17 protein-coding genes are annotated in these 17,706 nt (G+C 66.5%); 5 read left to right on the forward strand and 12 right to left on the reverse strand.

What is annotated here, in order from left to right:
• Window positions 1-66 precede the first annotated feature (66 nt).
• The 3 genes from P0X85_RS04680 to P0X85_RS04690 are packed head-to-tail and all read left to right on the forward strand — an operon-like array spanning window position 67 to window position 2,470.
• Window positions 67-1,263 carry an NAD(P)/FAD-dependent oxidoreductase gene (locus P0X85_RS04680; RefSeq protein WP_275809243.1) on the forward strand — a complete coding sequence of 399 codons (1,197 nt, stop codon included), beginning with the start codon at window positions 67-69 and terminating at the stop codon, window positions 1,261-1,263.
• Window positions 1,260-1,823 (forward strand): 16S rRNA (guanine(966)-N(2))-methyltransferase RsmD, encoded by a 564-nt coding sequence (gene rsmD, locus P0X85_RS04685; RefSeq protein WP_275809246.1) that lies wholly within the window; start codon window positions 1,260-1,262, stop codon window positions 1,821-1,823. The genes P0X85_RS04680 and rsmD overlap by 4 nt, the downstream gene beginning before the upstream one ends.
• The gene (locus P0X85_RS04690; protein ID WP_275809798.1) at window positions 1,823-2,470 is read left to right on the forward strand and encodes an HAD family hydrolase; all 648 of its coding nucleotides are present in this window, start codon (window positions 1,823-1,825) and stop codon (window positions 2,468-2,470) included. Before rsmD ends, P0X85_RS04690 begins: the two co-directional genes overlap by 1 nt.
• Before the next feature lie 126 nt (window positions 2,471-2,596).
• Here P0X85_RS04690 and P0X85_RS04695 read toward each other — a convergent pair whose 3' ends face one another.
• On the reverse strand, window positions 2,597-4,612 hold the full coding sequence (locus tag P0X85_RS04695; protein WP_275809249.1) for an NADPH-dependent 2,4-dienoyl-CoA reductase: 2,016 nt from the start codon (window positions 4,610-4,612) through the stop codon (window positions 2,597-2,599).
• Window positions 4,613-4,887: 275 nt separating this feature from the next.
• Between P0X85_RS04695 and P0X85_RS04700 the strand changes: the two genes are divergently transcribed.
• Window positions 4,888-5,793 (forward strand): LysR family transcriptional regulator, encoded by a 906-nt coding sequence (locus tag P0X85_RS04700; protein WP_275809251.1) that lies wholly within the window; start codon window positions 4,888-4,890, stop codon window positions 5,791-5,793.
• 42 nt (window positions 5,794-5,835) lie between these two features.
• Here P0X85_RS04700 and P0X85_RS04705 read toward each other — a convergent pair whose 3' ends face one another.
• Genes P0X85_RS04705 through P0X85_RS04715 form a run of 3 tightly spaced genes read right to left on the reverse strand, consistent with a single transcriptional unit; the run spans window position 5,836 to window position 8,254 of the window.
• On the reverse strand, window positions 5,836-6,825 hold the full coding sequence (locus P0X85_RS04705) for an OmpA family protein (RefSeq protein ID WP_275809253.1): 990 nt from the start codon (window positions 6,823-6,825) through the stop codon (window positions 5,836-5,838).
• Window positions 6,822-7,529, reverse strand: a complete 708-nt coding sequence (locus tag P0X85_RS04710; RefSeq protein ID WP_275809255.1) for a GNAT family N-acetyltransferase — start codon at window positions 7,527-7,529, stop codon at window positions 6,822-6,824. Before P0X85_RS04710 ends, P0X85_RS04705 begins: the two co-directional genes overlap by 4 nt.
• On the reverse strand, window positions 7,526-8,254 hold the full coding sequence (locus P0X85_RS04715; protein ID WP_275809257.1) for a competence/damage-inducible protein A: 729 nt from the start codon (window positions 8,252-8,254) through the stop codon (window positions 7,526-7,528). The genes P0X85_RS04710 and P0X85_RS04715 overlap by 4 nt, the downstream gene beginning before the upstream one ends.
• A 112-nt stretch (window positions 8,255-8,366) precedes the next feature.
• Here P0X85_RS04715 and map point away from each other — a divergent pair, with 112 nt between their 5' ends.
• A complete protein-coding gene (map, locus tag P0X85_RS04720; protein ID WP_275809259.1) occupies window positions 8,367-9,176 on the forward strand; it encodes a type I methionyl aminopeptidase in 810 nt (269 codons plus the stop codon).
• Between the two features lie 93 nt (window positions 9,177-9,269).
• On the opposite strand, the gene P0X85_RS04725 is transcribed toward map, so the two are convergent.
• The 8 genes from P0X85_RS04725 to P0X85_RS04760 form a co-directional block, all read right to left on the reverse strand.
• Entirely contained in the window at window positions 9,270-9,623 is a 354-nt protein-coding gene (locus P0X85_RS04725) for a hypothetical protein (protein WP_275809261.1), read from the reverse strand.
• A gap of 11 nt (window positions 9,624-9,634) precedes the next feature.
• Window positions 9,635-10,408: a DUF6478 family protein gene (locus tag P0X85_RS04730; protein WP_275809263.1), complete on the reverse strand. Its 774-nt coding sequence runs from the start codon at window positions 10,406-10,408 to the stop codon at window positions 9,635-9,637.
• Window positions 10,409-10,575: 167 nt separating this feature from the next.
• The gene (locus P0X85_RS04735; RefSeq protein ID WP_275809265.1) at window positions 10,576-11,238 is read right to left on the reverse strand and encodes a hypothetical protein; all 663 of its coding nucleotides are present in this window, start codon (window positions 11,236-11,238) and stop codon (window positions 10,576-10,578) included.
• A gap of 88 nt (window positions 11,239-11,326) precedes the next feature.
• Entirely contained in the window at window positions 11,327-11,962 is a 636-nt protein-coding gene (locus P0X85_RS04740) for an ATP-binding cassette domain-containing protein (RefSeq protein WP_275809268.1), read from the reverse strand.
• Window positions 11,952-13,610, reverse strand: a complete 1,659-nt coding sequence (locus P0X85_RS04745) for an ABC transporter permease (RefSeq protein WP_275809271.1) — start codon at window positions 13,608-13,610, stop codon at window positions 11,952-11,954. Before P0X85_RS04745 ends, P0X85_RS04740 begins: the two co-directional genes overlap by 11 nt.
• Before the next feature lie 7 nt (window positions 13,611-13,617).
• Window positions 13,618-14,802, reverse strand: a complete 1,185-nt coding sequence (locus P0X85_RS04750; RefSeq protein ID WP_275809274.1) for an ABC transporter substrate-binding protein — start codon at window positions 14,800-14,802, stop codon at window positions 13,618-13,620.
• Between the two features lie 2 nt (window positions 14,803-14,804).
• The gene (locus P0X85_RS04755) at window positions 14,805-15,413 is read right to left on the reverse strand and encodes a CDP-alcohol phosphatidyltransferase family protein (protein ID WP_275809277.1); all 609 of its coding nucleotides are present in this window, start codon (window positions 15,411-15,413) and stop codon (window positions 14,805-14,807) included.
• Window positions 15,410-17,524 (reverse strand): FAD-dependent oxidoreductase, encoded by a 2,115-nt coding sequence (locus P0X85_RS04760; RefSeq protein WP_275809280.1) that lies wholly within the window; start codon window positions 17,522-17,524, stop codon window positions 15,410-15,412. The genes P0X85_RS04755 and P0X85_RS04760 overlap by 4 nt, the downstream gene beginning before the upstream one ends.
• Between the last annotated feature and the right edge of the window lie 182 nt (window positions 17,525-17,706).

The following is a 17,706-nucleotide window of genomic DNA, read 5'->3' on the forward strand; positions in this document are numbered from 1 at the left end:
TGTCGCGTTGCACATGATCGTGCGGACGATATAGGGTGACGCGTGCGTCGGACCAGAGGAAATCGGATGTCGGGAATTGTGATTGTGGGCGGCGGGCAAGCAGCGGCCTCGATGGCGGCCAAACTGCGTGCCAAGGGCTACGAGGGCAGCGTGACGATCATCGGCGAAGAACCGGTTCCGCCCTATCAGCGGCCGCCTCTGTCAAAGGCCTATCTGTTGGGCGAGATGCCCTTGGAGCGGCTTACACTGCGCGGGGACGACTGGTGGGCGGAGAACGGAATTACGCTGTGGCTTGGCACGCAGGTGACCAGCATCGACCCGGTCGCACATACTGTGTCCGTGGATGGCGAAACGCTCGCCTATGACGAGCTGGCGCTGTGCACCGGCGCCCCGCCACGCCGCCTGCCGGACGCAATCGGAGGCGCGTTGGATGGCGTCTATACCGTCCGCACGCTTGCGGATGTCGACAGGATGCAGCCCGAGTTCCGTCCCGGCGCGCGGCTTGTCGTGATCGGCGGCGGCTATATCGGGCTGGAAGCGGCGGCCGTCGCGCGCAAGCTCGGTCTTGAGGTCACGCTGGTCGAGGCCGCCCCGCGCATTCTGGGCCGGGTCGCCTGTGCCGAAACCGCCGACGCGATCCGGGCCTTGCATCAGACCCATGGCGTGACGATCCGCGAAGGCGTGGGCGTGGCGCGGATCACCGGCGACACCCGCGCAAACGGCGTCGAACTTGCGACCGGAGAGGTGCTGGCCGCCGATTTCGTGATCGTGGGCATCGGCGTTCTGCCGGCAGTGGCCCTTGCTGAAGCCGCCGGGCTGGTAATCGAGAACGGCATCGCCGTGGACCCGCAGGGCCGCACGTCCGATCCGCATATCTGGGCCGCAGGCGATTGCGCCAGCTTCGATCTCGATGGCACCCGAATCCGCATCGAGTCGGTCGGCAATGCGATCGACATGGCAGAGCTGGTGGCCGAGAACATGCTCGGCGCCGGGCGCGACTATGTGCCAAAGCCTTGGTTCTGGTCGGACCAATTCGACGCGAAGCTGCAAATTGCCGGGCTCAACACCGATTATGACCAGATCGCAACCCGCGCCGATGATGGCCAGAGCTTCTGGTATTTCCGCGAGGGGCGGCTGATCGCCGTCGACGCACTCAACGATGCCAAGGCCTATATGGTCGGCAAACGCCTGATCGAGGGCGGCAAGCTCATCACGCCCGAGGCCCTAACCAACGCGACCGTTCTGCGGGACCTGATGAAATGAGGATCATCGGCGGCGAGAAGCGCGGCCTCAAGCTGGCCGAGGTCGGAGAGGGCGACGCCCGTGCGCATCTGCGCCCCACCACCGACCGCGTGCGCGAGTCGATCTTCAACCTGCTGGTGAACGGCACCCATGGCAATCCGATCCCCGGCGCGCGGGTGCTCGACCTGTTCGCGGGGACCGGGGCGCTTGGGCTCGAAGCGCTCTCGCGCGGGGCGGCGCGGGTCGCTTTCGTCGATGACGGAACGGCGGCGCGCGCGCTCTTGAGGCAGAACATCGAGAAGATGCGCGCCATGGGCGTCACCGATGTCTGGCGCCGCGATGCGACCCGCATGGGGCCATGCCGGAGCGCAGGCTATGACCTGATCTTCCTCGATCCGCCCTATGGCAAGGGCTTGGGCGAGCAGGCGCTGGCCTCCTGTCTGGCCGAGGGCTGGATCGCGCCCGGCGCGATGGTGGTCTGGGAAGAGAACGCCCCGCCCGCCGTGCCCGCACCGCTCGAGCAGATCGACCAGCGCAGCTATGGCGATACGGTCGTCACGCTTGCCCGGATGCCCGTATGATCCCCGCGGCGGTTCTCTTTGATTGCGACGGCGTGCTCGTCGATAGCGAGCCCGCGACCTTCGAACTCATCCAGCAGGAATTTGCACGCTACGGGCTGCACCGTACGATCTCCGAGCTTGAGGACATGTTCATCGGCGGCACCATCGAGGCGGTGGCCGAGACCGCGCGCAGCCTTGGCGCGCCACTGCCGCCAAACTGGGCGGAAACCTACTACAAGAGCCTCTACGCAGTGCTGCGCGCGGGCACGCCGCTGATGCCGGGTGTTCCCGAACTTCTGGACCGGCTCGACGCGGCGGGCATCCCCTTCGTCGTCGGCTCGAACGGGCGGAGCGCCAAGATGGAGGCGACGCTTGGCCAGCACCCTGAGATCCGCGCGCGTCTCGACGGGCTTTTGTTCTCAGGGCAGGAACTGGGCTGCCCTAAACCGCAACCGGGGCTCTATCTGCATTGCGCCAAGGTGCTTGGCGTCGAGCCCGCGCGCTGCGTCGTGATCGAGGACAGCCCGACCGGCGCCCGTGCGGCCCGCGCCGCCGGCATGCGCTGCCTTGGTTACGCACCGCATGGCCCGAACCGCAGGCTCGCCGCCGAGGGCGCCGAACTCTTTGCGGATATGCACGCGGTTCCCGGGCTCATCGGGTTGTCCTGACCCGTCATCAGGCTCTAAATGCGCCACGGGGGTCCGAGGGGTGCGAAAGCCCAGGACTGGCCGCCCGTGCGAAGGCCGGGGGCGCTGCCCCCGGACCCCCGGGATATTTCACGCGATTGGAAAGGATCAGAGTGCCGCGCCGAGCCGGGTGCCTTGGTCGATCGCACGTTTCGCATCAAGCTCGCCCGCCACGTCCGCGCCGCCGATCACATGCTGTTTGCGGCCCGCCGCGATCAGCTGATCGGCAAGGCTGCGTTCGGAGAGCTGGCCCGCGCAAAGCACCACCGTATCCGCCTCGATCAGCGTCGGGTTCTCGCGCGCCTCGCCGTAGCTCACATGCAGGCCTTCAGGGGTCACACGCTCGTAATTCACGCCGCCGATCATCTTCACGCCCTTTGCATGAAGCGCGGCGCGATGAATCCAGCCCGTGGTCTTGCCAAGCCGGCGGCCCGGTCGTTCGGCCTTGCGTTGCAGAAGGGTAACCTTTCGCGTGGGCGGCTCAGGGTTCGGGGAGGCCAGACCGCCCGGCGCCTCAGCCGGATCACCCACGCCCCATTCGCGTTTCCACTCTTCAAGATCGAGCGTCGGGCTGTCATCGACCGTCAGGAATTCGGCCACGTCAAAACCGATGCCCCCCGCGCCGACGATGGCGACGCGCGGACCAGCAGTCACCCGGCCCGTCAGGATGTCGATATAGCTCACCACCTGTCCGCCCTCGACCACGATGCCGGGATCACGCGGAGTGACGCCAGTTGCGATGATCACCTCATCGAAGGGCGCGAGCAGGTCGGGCGTCGCCTCGGTGCCGAGGCGTTGTTCGACGCCCGTGCGCTCCAGCATCGTCGCGAACCAGTCGGTGAGACCGTAGAACTCTTCCTTGCCGGGGATGCGGCGCGCCATGGTCAGCTGCCCGCCAATCTCGGACGCACGATCAAAGAGCGTCACGCGATGACCGCGCCCCGCCGCCGTGATTGCCGCCGAGAGACCCGCAGGCCCCGCCCCCACAACCGCGATGGTTTTCGGGCGGTCGGTCGGCGCGATGGTCAGTTCGGTCTCATGGCCCGCAACCGGGTTGACCAGACACGAGCTGATCTTGCCTTGGAACGTATGATCGAGGCAGGCCTGATTGCAGGCGATACAGGGCGCGATCTCATCCGCGCGCCCAGCCTCGGCTTTCGCCACGAAATCAGGATCGGCGAGGAAGGGCCGCGCAAGCGAGACCATATCCGCCTGCCCGCCCGCAAGGATCTCTTCGGCGACCTCGGGCGTGTTGATACGGTTCGAGGTGATGACCGGGATCGAGACTTCGGGCCGCAACCGCGCGGTCAGCCAAGTGAAGGCCGCGCGCGGCACGGAGGTCGCGATGGTCGGCACCCGCGCCTCATGCCAGCCGATACCCGTGTTGAGCAGGCTCGCACCCGCCGCCTCGATCGCCTTGGCCAGCAGCACGACCTCGTCCCAGGTGGAACCATCGGGCACGAGGTCGATCAGCGAAATGCGATAGATCACGATGAAGTCCGGGCCGACCGCCTCGCGGACGCGGCGCACCACCTCGACAGGCAGGCGCATCCGGTTCTCATAGGCCCCGCCCCAGTCGTCGGTGCGCTTGTTGGTGTGACGCACGAGGAACTGGTTCAGGAAATAGCCCTCGGAGCCCATCACCTCGACGCCGTCATAGCCCGCCTCGCGCGCACGGGTGGCGGCAGTCACGATATCGGCGATTTGTTTCTCGATCCCCTCGGCATCAAGCTCTTTCGGCGGGAAGGGCGAGATCGGCGACTTGATCGGCGAGGCCGAGACGCATTCCGGCCCGTAGGCGTAGCGCCCGGCATGCAGGATCTGCATCGCGATCCGCCCGCCAGCCTCATGCACGCGGTCCGTCACCATCCGGTGATTGGCAATGTCCTTCTCCGAGAACAGCCCCGCGGCGCCGGGAAATACGCCCCCCTCGCGGTTCGGCGCCATGCCGCCCGTCACCATCAGCCCCACACCCCCGCGCGCCCGCGCAGCATAGAATTCGGCAACCCGGTTCCAGTCGCCGGTTTCCTCGAGATTGGTGTGCATCGATCCCATCAGCACGCGATTCTTCAGCGTGACATGGCCCAGATCGAGCGGCGCGAGCATATGCGGATAATGGCTCATAGGTTCCTCCCATTGGCGCTGGTCAATCTGCGCGCGCCGCGCGCGCCTGTCATCCAAAACGCCGCGTCATCTGTCGTGCGCAGGGTCGAAGGTGACCGCAATAGACACTCGAAACCGAACAGTATCATGCGCTTGGCCCGCTCCAGAGATCGTTTCGCCGGGATCATCAACCGCAGGATTTCCCCGGTATTGTCCCCCCTAGGCCCCATTTGCGCCCGATTTAGCCCCGAGAACTGAGACCAACGACACTGAATTTGACTCCGGAAGGGTGCGCAATGGATCGCCTGACTGAAATGGAAGCCTTCGCCACAGTCGTGGACCAAGGGGGCTTCACGGACGCCGCGAAAAAGATGGGGATTTCCAAATCCGCCGTCTCCAAACATGTCTCCGCACTGGAGGCTCGTCTGGGTGCGCGCCTGCTCAACCGGACGACGCGCCGTGTCTCCCCGACCGAGATCGGCCTCGCCTATTACGACCGCGCGCGCCGCGTTCTGAATGACGCTGGCGAAGCCGACGCGCTTGTCACCTCGATGCAGATCGCGCCCTCGGGGCTGCTGCGCATCTCGGTTGCGACCGATTTTGGAGTGAACCTTCTGTCCCCGGTGCTGGGCGACTTCCTTCAGGAATTTCCCGACATCACCGTCAACATGGTCCTCAACAACCGCTATGTCGAACTGATCTCCGAGGGCTTCGACATGGCGATCCGCGTCGGCGAACTTGAAGACTCGACGCTGCGCGCCCGCAAACTGACCGAGACCGCGCGCCGGATGATTGCGGCCCCGTCCTATTTCGAGAAATACGGGCGCCCGCAGCGCATCGACGATCTGAACGAACACAAGCTGCTGCATTACTCCAACCAGTCGGCGGGCAATGTCTGGAAGATCACCGCCCCCTCGGGCGAGCGCCGTCAGGTGCGCTCGGCGGGGTGGCTCACGGTGAATGACGGGCAATCGCTCCTGCACGCGGCCATCGCGGGCCTCGGCATCGCCTACCTGCCCTCGTTCCTTTATGCGGATGCGATGAAAAAGGGCCTCGTCGAAGAGGCCATCCCGGATCTGCCGATGGAAACGCTCGGCATCTACGCGGTCTATCCTCCGGGGCGCTTCACGCAGCCCAAAGTCCGCGCCTTCATCGACTTCCTCGCGCATACCTTCGCGGACAAAGGTCCCGACAACTGGTAAGCGCGAAGCATCTTCCCCGTGGCTGGGTTTCCGTCCCCGCCGCTACCTCTGGGTCGAAGTGAGAACCGCTTCGACCCGTCTGTTTTTCTCGCGCCCCTCGGGCGTCAGGTTCGAGGCCCGCGGCGCAAGCCAGCCCGCCCCTTCAGCCGTCACCTGATCGGCGGGCGCATCGTAATCGGACAAAAGCCGCGCCCGCACCGCCTCGGCACGCCGCTTCGAGAGCGCGATATTCCCAGACAGCGATCCCTCGGCATCGGTGTGTCCCACAAGCGCCACGCGGGCCTGCGGATTGGCGCGCAGATAGTCCGCGAGAGACGCGAGCGAGCCGAATACCCCTGCGCCAAGCGTGGCCGATCCGCTTTCAAAAACCAGATCGTCGAGCGGTGCCGCGCCAAATTGCTCCAGCGCCCCGGCGAGACCCTGCGTCGAGAGCGGTCGCGCGCCGATTGGCGGCACCGCCGTCCCGCTTTGCGGCGCAAGCGCGCTGCCGCCGCCACCCGCCGCCAACAGATCGTTGGACGTCTGCGCCAGCGCCACTTCCTGCGCCTGCATCGTGGTCAGATGAATAAAGCCCGACTCGCTCGACCGCGACACCATCACGCCCAGATAGCTGTCGCCCCGGCGTGCCGCGAGATAGCGGAAATCGCCAAGGTCCACATGCATTTCCGGCTCTGGCAAAAGATCAACCGCATAGCGGAAATCAAAGCCGCCACAGTCATCGGTCGCACATTCGAACAGGACCGCATAGCCATCGGCAACGATCTGCTCGCGCAGCGGCACAAGCAACTGCAAGGTCGTCGCCTGATTGGCCCGCAGCCGCCACGCCGTATCGGTGCGCGCGCCTTCAAGCATCTTGCGCGGCACCGCATCCTGCGCCCAAGGCCCGGTGATGAAACCCATACTCGTCGCCGGTGAGCCGCGCTCGGCAGAGATAGCCGCGCCCTGCGGCACCGCCAGATCGTAACCCGGCTGCGCCACGGCGGGGCCGGCACTCAGCACTGCGGCGAGCGCGATACCGAGAGCGCGCCTCATGCCGCGGCCACCCGGTAGTGATAGCGCGCGATTTGCTGCATCCCCAAGGCGCGATAGAGCGTGTTGGCTGGCGCGTTTTCCTCGGTCACGACAAGCATCATCCGCTCTGCACCCTGCGCCTGCGCCCAGCGCGCCGCCTCATGCATCATCGCCCGCGCCAGCCCCCTGCGCCGCATCGCGGGCTGGATCACCAGCGCATGCACCATCGCAATCCGGTCATGGATCGCCACAAAGCCCGCCCCCGCCGCACGATCCTGCATCCGGCCCAGCACGCAGGTCTTGGGCGGACAGGACCGCGCCATAACGGCCTGCCGTTCGGCCCCGATCCCCAGCTCGACCCAGAGATCGCGCGCGATCTGCAACGGCGGCCAATGCGCGAAGGCGGTCACGGGCGGCACCTCGCCCTGCACCGCTTCGATCGGCGCCTCATAGCACAGCGTCACATCCCGAATGTCATAGCCCCGCGCCGCCAGAGCCGCATCAAGCGCATCCTCACCCGGACGGATCATGAATTTCGGCACTTGGCCCAGCGCTCGGTGCTGCGCCTCGGCGGCGGCGATATCGGCGGTCTCGAACGACCCGGCGAGGCTCGCGGCACTCACGCGGCTACCCCCGCCCGCACCTTCGCGCACCACGAATCCCCCCGCCTCGTGGCACGAAACCGGGGGCCACGTCGTGGCGATCACCTCGAACACATCGCTCATTTTCCCTCCGGAAACGCGGCCTGCAACGCCGCATAACCCGCCTCCAGAGCCACCGCATCCGTGCCTCGCACCACGAGATTGGTACCGTAATGCCCCTCCTGAACGAAGGGATAAGACCCAAAGCCAAGCGCGGGATGCGCCTCGGCGAGCGCGCGCAACGCATCCGCGATACTCGCCTCCGGCACCATCACCATCCAGTTGCGGCTGAGCAGCGGTTGCCCACCCGTCAGACCCGGCAGCAGCCCTGCGACCATCGCCTGAAAGATGTTCGGCACCCCCGCCATCACATGGCAATTCCCAAGGCTGAAACCGGGTGCCCCCGAGACCGGATTGTCGATCAGCCGCGCCCCATCCGGGATGCGCGCCATCCGCAGACGCGCGGGGGTGAACTCGGTGCCGCGCGCCGCGTAATGCGCAGCGAGGATTTCGCGCGCATCCTCGCGCACATCGAGCGCGGCCCCAAAGGCTTCGGCCACCGCATCGGCGGTGATGTCGTCATGCGTGGGCCCAATGCCGCCGCTTGTGAACAGATGGTCATGCCCCGCCGACAACTCGCGCACCGCCGCCACGATCGTCGCGTGATCGTCGGAAATCACCCGGATCTGGCGCAGATCAATCCCGACCTTGACCAGCTCGCCAGCCAGAAAATGCGCATTCCCCTCACGGGTGCGCCCGGTCAGGATCTCATCCCCGATAATCAGGATCGCAGCAGTCGGATTGGGCATCTCGGGCCTCCTTTGGCCCAAGGTATAGAGCGGCCTGCGTCCCCGGAAAAGCCCGGTCTGGCAAAGCCGCGCTTTTGCGACTATCTAAGAGCCAAAGATCAGGAGATGAGCCTTGGACGAGACTGGTGGCCGCGTGACGAAAGACGGTATCCGCATCTATGAAGCCGCGGATTTCGAAGGGATGCAGGCGGCGGGCCACTGCGCGGCGCGCATTCTGGACGAGGTCGCCGAACTGGTGAGCCCCGGCGTCACCACCGGCGCGCTCGACGACTTCATCCGCAACCGGGTCGAGGAACTCGGCGCGAAATCGGCGACCATCGGCTATCGCGGCTATCAGCATGCAAGCTGCATCTCGGTCAATCACGTGGTCTGCCACGGCATCCCGAGCGATAAAGTCGTCAAGGACGGCGATATCCTGAATATCGACGTGACCGTCATCCTTGACGGTTGGTTTGGCGACACCTCGCGGATGTATGTCGCGGGCAACCTCTCGCGCAAGGCAGAGCGGCTGATCCAGGTCACCCATGACGCGCTGATGATCGGCATCGAACAGGTCAAGCCGGGCAACACCTTTGGCGATATCGGCCATGCCATCCAGAAATATGTCGAGGGTCACCGGATGTCCGTCGTGCGCGACTTCTGCGGCCACGGTCTGGGCCGCGTCTTCCACGCGCCTCCGAACGTGCTCCATTACGGGCGCAAAGGCTCGGGCGCGGTGCTCGAAGAAGGCATGTTCTTCACCATCGAACCGATGGTCAATCTGGGCCGCCCGGAAACCAAAGTGCTCTCGGATGACTGGACCGCCGTGACCCGCGACAAGTCGCTCTCGGCGCAGTTCGAACATTCGGTCGGCGTGACAGCAGATGGTTGCGAGATCTTCACCCTCTCGCCCGCGAACCGCTTCCACCCCACTTGGGGCTGAGCCCGCGCATCGAACCCGACACATTCTGTATGTGACAAGGCCGGGGGCGCTGCCCCCGGACCCCCGGGATATTTTCGGCAGAATGAAAGAGGCTCAGGCGCCGGTTTCGGCGCAATGGCGACGGAAGGCGCGTTTGAGCATGTCGAGTTCGGCGCGCAACAGGTTCAGTTCGGCGCGAATATCCTCGTCGAGCGGCACACCCGCAACCAGCGTGAAGCTGCCCATCACGGTCTGATCCTTGAGGTCATGCAGCACGAAGTTCTGCACACCATCGGTAATCGCCTCGGTCGGGATCGGCAGGGTCAGTTGCCATTTGCCCGCCTCGAGCGCCGTGATTTCAAGGCCAGGCTGCGGGCGGTCGAGATAGAGCACCTCGGCCTCGGGCATGTCCTCAGCGAGAACGATGCCTTCCCAACGGCCGTTACGAATGCGCGACAGTTCCAGCATGCGCTCTCTCCTCAGATTTCCGCGCGCGGATGGCGCGACATGGTCAGGTCGCGCAGCACGATCTGGTTCATTTGCGGCCCTTCGAAGATCAGATCGACCCAGGCCTTCTCGACCCGTTTCTCGTTCAGCTTCGTATAGGCCAGATCGAATTCGACGAAGCTTTCGCCGCCACCGAGCGGCAATTCGCGCACGACCTGTTCGGTGTTGGGTCCGTGCTTCACGTTGAGCCGGCAGAAGATTTCCAGCGGGCGTTCGAGTTCGACGATCATGTCGAGCCGTACCAGATGGTTGAGCTTCAGCCCGCGCACGCCCTGATCGGGCAGATCGAGCACGAGCGAGAGGAACGATCCGTCGAAGCGGAACACATCCATACGCAGCCCATAGGGCGCGACATCCGCCTCACGCGTGTTTCGGATCTGGCGCAGCGTCAGTTCGCTGTGTTTGCAGTCATGGAAGAGCGTGATGTCATGGCCCATCCGGGTGCGGCTTTCGGCAGCAGCGAAGCCTTGCGGAAAGACCGGCCCACGCCACAGATCGGGGCGCCATGTCCAGTCGCTGCGCGGCGGCGCGGTGATCGCGTCGTTGCCCTCCATCGGCAGCGCCAGCCGCCCCTCGGCCTCGTGCAAGACGCGGTCGAGCTCATGGCGCAGCTTGCGCGCCTCGGAGCGCAGCTTGCGCAGGGTTCCCAGATCGAGCGCGCGGGCCATCCGCGCAGCTTGCGACCAGCGGCGCAGCGCACGGCCTTGCGCGAAACGATCAAGGAAGGACAGTTCGGATTTCGACATTGGATCAGGCTTTTGGCCGTTCTGTTTGGGTGGGACGCGCTGAATCGTTCCCGTTACAGAAACAGTTAACGGTTATCTTTTTGTTACGCAAAGGCGAGAGCCGCTGAAAAACAGGAATTTTTCAAGGTATCGTTAGGTCAGGGCCGATATGCGCGCATGGTGTGGCGTCAGTTTGCCGCGTGCAGCCGTTCGGCAAAGCGACGCAAGAGCGCGATCTGCGCCTCGTCTGAAACCGCGCCATCCGCAACCGGCATGACCGTCAGGATTGCCATCCGGCCCGCCACCCCCGTCAGCGCGCGCCAATAGCTCTGCGCCGTCGGCAATTGCCCCACGGCAGAGCGGTCGCGGATGTGCAGGAACAGCAGGTTCCCCTCGATGCGGTGGCTCAGCAGGTCGACATCTTCGGATTTTCCCGACCGCGCCAAAGTAGACTGCCCCAGCTCGGTCTCGAAGAACGCCGCGATCCGTTCAAGCCGTGCTGCATCGGTCTTTCCTTCGGCATCAGGGCCAAAGGTTGCGCTCAGAAGCGCGCGATGATCGGGGCGTGGATCTTCGGGATTGCCACTCATCGCAGCGCAATGACCAAACAGCACGAAGCCCGCCGCTTCGGTATCGCGCAGGGTCTTGGTATCGACGCAGAAGCCGGCGGGCGCTTCGACCGACACCCCGGTCTTGGCAAGCGTCACGGTCTGCGCGGGACGCGCACGGCCGCCCCCCAGATCGGGCGTCACGCAGCCGCTCAGCGCCAGCCCGGCAAGACAAAGACCCAGCAGAACGCGCCAGCGGGGCGCGGCCTGAACGGTAACGGGGCGGCGGGACGAGGGCAGCATGGGTACTGGCACTCCTGAAACGGTTGCGCGCAAGGGATAGCGGCTTGGGTTTTGCAGGACAAGGCTTGGTCAGCCCCGCGCGCGGGCTTCAGCCGAGCGTGACCACGCGTCCGACCGCATCGGCATCGGCGGCATCATGGCTCACCAGCAGCGCGGGGATCGCCTCGGCCCGGATGTGATCGAGCACGAAGCTGCGGATTTCGCCGCGTAGCCCGGCGTCGAGCCGCGAGAACGGCTCGTCCAGCAAGATCGCCGCCGGCTTCGCCACAAGCGCGCGCAGAAGCGCCACCCGCACCCGCTGCCCGCCCGAAAGCGTGGCCGGATCACGCGGACCAAAGCCTGCCAGCCCCGCACGCTCCAACGCCACCTCGATCCGGGCCTGCCGCGCGGCGCGGCCCCGAATATCGGGGGACAGACCAAAGCCCAGATTGCCCGCCACGCTCAGATGCGGAAAGAGCGGGGCATCCTGAAACAGAACGCCAATGCGGCGCATCTCGGCGCTGCGGCTCAGGATATCCGTGCCGTTAAGTCGCACCGCGCCCGACCAGTGGAAGCCCGGACCGAGATGCCCGCCGATCAGCGCGATCAGGCTCGATTTGCCGACACCCGACGGCCCCATGACGCAGACCGTCTCGCCCGGCTCGACCCGCAGGCTCAGCGGCGCGAACATCGGCGCGGACGCGCCCGGCGCGGTCAGCGTCACCTCGTCCAGTTCAAGCGCCATGCCCGCCCCCTCGCAATCCGGCCCGGTCCCGATAGAGCCATGCCGGCAGCCCAAGCGCCAGCGCATATGCGACCAGTGGAAGGGCGGCGAGGGCCAGTGCCTGCACCGCCGCGATGCGCCGATCCGCGCCCGATGACAGCGCCACCGCCTCTGTTGCCAGCACCCGCACGCGCCCCGCACCCGGCAGCAGCACGGCCAGATATTGCGCCGCAGCAACCGCGAAGCCGACCGCCGCCGCGACCATCAGCGGGCGCAGCAGGATCGGCAGTTTCACCGCCCAAAGCCTGCGCCCCGACCCCGCACCAAGGCTCGCCGCGCTTCGGATTTGCGCGGGATCGAGCGCCCGCCACGGCCCCGCCAGAGCGATCATCACATAAGGGAAGACAAACAGGCTGAGCGCCCAGAGCACCGCGACCCGACCGGGCGGCAGACCCAGCCAGATGAAGCCAGAGGTCAGCCCTTGCAGGAACCCGATCTGCGGCAAGAGCAGGGGTAAGACAATCACCGCCCCAAGCCCCGCGCGGGTGCCGCTCCGGTCCTCGGTCTCCAGCCAGACCACAGCCAAGAGCAGCGAAAGCGCCACCGCCGCCGCGCCCAGCCCTAGCGTCTCAGCCGCCGGGGCGAGCCATGCGCCCTCGGCCCAGCGCGCAAGGCTCCAGCTCTCGGGCAAGATCGAAGGAAACGGCCAGCGCCGCGCCAGTGACCAAAGCGCCAGCGCCCCAAACGCGCCCAAGCCCAGCATCGCGCCCAAACCCATCGGCACGCGCACGTCCAGCCCGCCCCGCGGCCGCCCGCGCGCCCCTTGCGCGATCACCTCGGACCCGAAGCGCGCGATCACCCTCTCGGCCAGAAACCACAGGAGAACCGCCGCCCCCATCACCACCAAAAGCCCCACGGCCAACGCACTGGCGACCACCGCCTGCGCCGGGTCCGGATCGGCAAAGCGCCGCAGGATCAGAACGGCCAGCGTCGGCGGATGCCCCGGACCCAGCACCAGCGCGACATCCACCACCGAGAGCGAAAACGCGAGCACGATGAAGATGGGCAGGCGCAGGCTCGGGTAGAGAACCGGCCAGATGCCGCGCACCCAGACGCGGGCGGGCGGATAGCCAAGGCTCCGCCCCGCCGCCATCTGTGCTGCCACCGGCTGCTGCGCCGCCGCCGCCAGCGTGACCAACACAAGAAACGGCACCTCCTTGAGCATCAGCCCGAGGATCAGCGCGACGCCTGCCGGATCGCCCACCGTGACAAACGCGGGCGGCACCTCCCACCCCGCCAGCGGCGCGAGCATCCGCGCGATCCAGCCCGAGGGCGCAAGCAGGAAAGCCAGCCCGATTGCCAGCGCCGCATGGGGCACCGCAAGCCACGGCGCGAGCCAACCGGCCCCGCGCCCGCGCGACACGACCCATCGCGCAATCGGGATCGACAGCGCCAGCGACAAGATGCTCGCCCCGATCCCGGTCAACAGCGTCAGCCGCAGACTCGTCCACAGCCCCGGCACCGCCAGAGCCTGCTCAAACCCCGCGAGTGACAGCTCTGTGCGCCCAAATGCAGGCTGCCATCCGAGCGCCGTCAACAGCGTCATCCCCGCCCCGGCCAGAACCGGCGCACCGATGAGCAACAGTGCCAGAACCCGCAGCGAGATCATCGCGCCGTCACGGAGCGGTCCGCGCGGCCCAATCCTCGGTCAACCGCGTCATCCAGCTTGCATGCGGCTCGGGCAGGGTCGGCCCAAGATCCTCGAGCTTCGGCAAAGCGGGCGCGCTCGGCAGCGCGGCGAACAACGCGGCCTCGTCAGGCGACAGCCGCGCCGGGTCCAGCACCGAATAACTGCCCAGAACCGTCACATCCTGCATATGCGCCTGCGCCTCGGGCGAGATCAGGAAGTCCGCGACCACCATCGCTCCCGCCCGGTTCGCCGCATTGCGCGGGATCGCAACAAAGGAGATATTCCCGATGCTCCCCGCCTCGGGCACGAAAACCCGCACGCTCTCGGGGAGGATATCCTGCTCGATCAGCGCGGCAGGCGCGGCCGGATCGAAGAACATCGCAATATCGACCTCGCCATCGGCCAGAAGTTGGGCCTGCATGCTTTCATTCTCGGGGAAGGCCTGACCCTCACGCCACAGGTTCGGGCGCAGCGCGTCATACCATGCCCAAAGTGGCGCGGTCTGCGCGGCATAAGCCGCGTCAGTCACCGGCTGGCCCAGCACCGCCGGATCGGGCGCAAGCTCGACCAGCGCCTGCTTGAGGAAACTCGCCCCCATGAAGTTCGACACGGTCGGATGCGTCATCCGACCCGCATTCGCCGCCGCCCAGTCCACGAACGCCGCCATCGTCGCGGGCGGCTCGGCGACCCGCGCACTATCATAGGCGAAAACGAACTTCGCGAGCCGCCACGGCGACTCATAGCCTTCGACCGGCACCGTGAAATCGATACTCGCAGGCGCCTCGGGCGAGAGGTCCAGATAGCGGGCATTCGGCAGATCGGCGGTGAACGGCCCGTGCAAGAGCCCCGCCTCTTTCATCGCCAGAAAATTCGGCCCGTTGATCCAGATAAGGTCCACCGCGCCGCCGCTCTCCTGCCCGGCCGCGATCTCGGCCTGAACCCGCGCGACGGCCTCGGCGGTGTCGGTTAGCTTCACCTGCTCTACGCGCACGCCATAGGCGGCTTCGGTCTGATCGGACACCCATTCGATGAACCCGTTGGTGCGCGCATCACCGCCCCACGCATACCAATACACCGTCTGGCCCCGCGCCTCCTCCAGCACCTCGGCCCAATCCGCCGCCGCCGGACCCGCCGCCGCCATCATCGCCAGAACCGCAATCGCCTTACGCATGCTCACTCCCTTCCAAATGCGCGCCACCCCATGAGCCAGCGCGTGAACGTGGTGACCGCACAAGCGGCCGCAAACAGATAGGCCAACGGCACAAACAGCCCCGGCCAGAGACAAACCACAACGAAGAACCCGATGGTCTCGGCCCCTTCGGTCAGCCCGCCCAGGTAATAGATACCCTTGGTCGGAAAGGCCTCGGCCCGCAGCCCGCGCTGCGCCGCAATCGTGGCAAAGGCCAGAAAGCTCGACCCAGTGCCGACAAAGGCCACGACCAGAACCAGCGCCGCCATCGCATTGCCCGGATCGGCCAGCGCAAAGCCCAAAGGCACCAGCGCATAGAACAGAAAATCGAGCGCGATATCGAGAAACGCGCCCCGGTCGGTGGGCCCGTTGATCCGCGCGATGGCTCCGTCCAGCCCATCGGCCAGCCGGTTCGCCAGAATGAAGCCCAGCGCAAGCCCATAGGCCCCCATCGCCAGCGCAGGTATCGCAAGGAGGCCTATCCCAAACCCGGCCAACGTCACATGATCCGCGCGCAACCCGCGCGCCGCCAGCATCTCTGCCGGACCCTGCATCAACCGCCGCTGCACCGGAAGGATCATCGCGTCGATCATCCCCGCCTCCATGCCATGAAGCGCTCGGCCAGCCGCAACAGGCGCGGATTTACATGCCCCTGCCGCCAACGCCCGGCACTGTTCTTCGCCGCCTCCGACCAGCTTGGATAGATATGCGGCGTGGCGAGGATCTTGCCCAGCCCCATCCCGTGCCGCATCGCCAGTGTGAACTCCGCCAGCACCTCGGCGGCATGCGCGCCCAGAACCGTGACGCCCAGAATCCTGTCGCTGCCCGCCCGCGTCAAGATCCGCACAAAGCCGCCGGTCTCGCCCTCGGCAATCGCCCGGTCGAGATGCGAAAGCGGGTAATCCACCACCTCATGCGCGATGCCCTGCGCCTCGGCCTCCGCCTGCGTGAGGCCCACCCGCGCGACCTCTGGGGTGGTGAAAACTGCCGCCGGGATCGGCGCGGCATGGGCCTTGAACCGCCAGAACGGCGCGGCCAGTGCATTCGCCGCCGCGATCCAGCCCTGATGCCCAGCGGCATTGGTCAGCTGCATCGGCCCCACCGCATCGCCCGCCGCAAAGATGTGCGGCATCACGGTTTGCAGATAGTCGTTGGTCTCGATCACGCGCCCCGTCGGAATCCCAAGTTCCTCCAGCCCATAGCCCTCCAACCGGGCCTTACGCCCGATGGCAACCAGCACCGCGTCGAACCCGATCTCGCGCCCGTTCGACAGCCGCACCTTGCGCCCGCCCTCGTCACTGAAGGCTTCGGCGCTCAGCCCCGTCAACACCTCGACCCCATCCGCACGCAGCGCCTCGGCGACGGCTTCCGAAACCTCTGGCTCCTCGCGCGGCAGGAGGCGGTCCCCCGCCTCGACCAGAACCACGCCCGATCCAAGCCGTGCGAGCGCCTGCGCGATCTCGCAGCCAATCGGCCCGCCACCCACGATCAGCATCCGCGCGGGCGCCACCTCGCAGCCCGCCAGATAGTCCCAGAGCGTGTCCGAGGTCAGCGCGCCCACCCGGTCCAGCCCCGGGATCGGCGGCATCAAAGGCGCCGCCCCGGTCGCCAGCACGATAGACCGCGCGTTTAGCCGCTGGCCGTTCACCTCGACCACCCAGGGATCGACCAGCCGCGCATAGCCTTTGATGACCTCGACGCCCAACCCCTCATAGCGCTCGACCGAGTCATTCGGCTCAATCGCCGCGATCACCTCGCGCAGCCGCGCCATCACTCGCGGGAAATCGACGCGGGTCTCCACCTCGACCCCCAATTCACGCGCGGCCTTTGCCGCCCCCACCGCACGGGCCGAGGCAATCAGCGCTTTTGAGGGCACGCAACCGGTGTTCAGGCAATCGCCGCCCATCCGTTCGGCCTCGACCAGCGTCACGCGCGCCTTGGCCTGCGCCGCGACATAGGCCGCGACCAGCCCTGCCGCCCCCGCGCCGATCACGATCAGGTTGCGGTCGAACGTCGCGGGACGCTGATGCCCGCGATAGGCCCGCCGCCGGGCAATCAGCGCCAAGACCCAGCGCGCGATCCACGGGAACACCCCAATCGCCACGAAGGCCGCGATCAGCCCCGGCGACACGATATCCGAAAGGCTCTCAAGCTGGCCAAGCTGTGCGCCCGCCGCGACATAGGCCGCCGTGCCGGGCAGCATCCCGATCTGGCTCACGCCATAGAACCGCGCCGCCCGCATCCCCGTCAGCCCGAAGGCGAGGTTGATGACGAAGAACGGCACCACCGGGATCAGCCGCAGCGAGAACAGATAGAACGCCCCGTCCCGCGCCACGCCCCGCTCGATCGCGGCCATCCGCCCGCCGACCTTCGCGCGCACCCAGTCGCGCATCAGGTAACGCGCGACCAGAAACGCCAGAAGCGCCCCGATGCTCGACGCGAACGAGATCACCACCAGCCCGGTCCAGAACCCGAACACAGCCGCGCCAAGCAGCGTGAGCCACACCGCAAAGGGCAGGCTCAGCGCCGTCACCGCGATGTAAACCGCCGCGAACCCAAGGATCGCCGCCACCGGATGCCCCGCGCGCCAATCCGCAGCCTGATCCCGCCACAGCCGCAACTGCGCGAAATCGGGCTCCGCGACCAAAAGCGTCACCAGAACCGCCAGCCCGATCAGGGCGATGAAAAAGACAGGTTTGCGCACGGGCTCCGTTCCTGTTGGCTTCTCACGTGAATATCGGGCGAACCGCCCCCAAGTCCATCTTGCTCTTTCACTAGTCGTTCCCGGCAGGCCATCCGTTACAGACGGTTACCTGTCTTTTCCGACAGGTCAGAACGATTCCAACTTTTACGCATCCCAACGCTTTGGCATGATTGAGGAAAGGG

It is taken from the genome of Pseudothioclava nitratireducens, from assembly GCF_029210495.1.
Taxonomy (GTDB): Bacteria; Pseudomonadota; Alphaproteobacteria; order Rhodobacterales; family Rhodobacteraceae; genus Pseudothioclava; species Pseudothioclava nitratireducens.

Excerpts from the sequence above, each read along its gene's own strand:
- P0X85_RS04680 (WP_275809243.1), top strand. The coding sequence starts at position 67 with ATGTCGGGAATTGTGATTGTGGGCGGCGGGCAAGCAGCGGCCTCGATG.
- rsmD (WP_275809246.1), top strand. The coding sequence starts at position 1,260 with ATGAGGATCATCGGCGGCGAGAAGCGCGGCCTCAAGCTGGCCGAGGTC.
- P0X85_RS04695 (WP_275809249.1), bottom strand. The coding sequence starts at position 4,612 with ATGAGCCATTATCCGCATATGCTCGCGCCGCTCGATCTGGGCCATGTC.
- P0X85_RS04700 (WP_275809251.1), top strand. The coding sequence starts at position 4,888 with ATGGATCGCCTGACTGAAATGGAAGCCTTCGCCACAGTCGTGGACCAA.
- P0X85_RS04705 (WP_275809253.1), bottom strand. The coding sequence starts at position 6,825 with ATGAGGCGCGCTCTCGGTATCGCGCTCGCCGCAGTGCTGAGTGCCGGC.
- P0X85_RS04710 (WP_275809255.1), bottom strand. The coding sequence starts at position 7,529 with ATGAGCGATGTGTTCGAGGTGATCGCCACGACGTGGCCCCCGGTTTCG.
- P0X85_RS04715 (WP_275809257.1), bottom strand. The coding sequence starts at position 8,254 with ATGCCCAATCCGACTGCTGCGATCCTGATTATCGGGGATGAGATCCTG.
- P0X85_RS04725 (WP_275809261.1), bottom strand. The coding sequence starts at position 9,623 with ATGCTGGAACTGTCGCGCATTCGTAACGGCCGTTGGGAAGGCATCGTT.
- P0X85_RS04730 (WP_275809263.1), bottom strand. The coding sequence starts at position 10,408 with ATGTCGAAATCCGAACTGTCCTTCCTTGATCGTTTCGCGCAAGGCCGT.
- P0X85_RS04735 (WP_275809265.1), bottom strand. The coding sequence starts at position 11,238 with ATGCTGCCCTCGTCCCGCCGCCCCGTTACCGTTCAGGCCGCGCCCCGC.
- P0X85_RS04740 (WP_275809268.1), bottom strand. The coding sequence starts at position 11,962 with ATGGCGCTTGAACTGGACGAGGTGACGCTGACCGCGCCGGGCGCGTCC.
- P0X85_RS04745 (WP_275809271.1), bottom strand. The coding sequence starts at position 13,610 with ATGATCTCGCTGCGGGTTCTGGCACTGTTGCTCATCGGTGCGCCGGTT.
- P0X85_RS04750 (WP_275809274.1), bottom strand. The coding sequence starts at position 14,802 with ATGCGTAAGGCGATTGCGGTTCTGGCGATGATGGCGGCGGCGGGTCCG.
- P0X85_RS04755 (WP_275809277.1), bottom strand. The coding sequence starts at position 15,413 with ATGATCGACGCGATGATCCTTCCGGTGCAGCGGCGGTTGATGCAGGGT.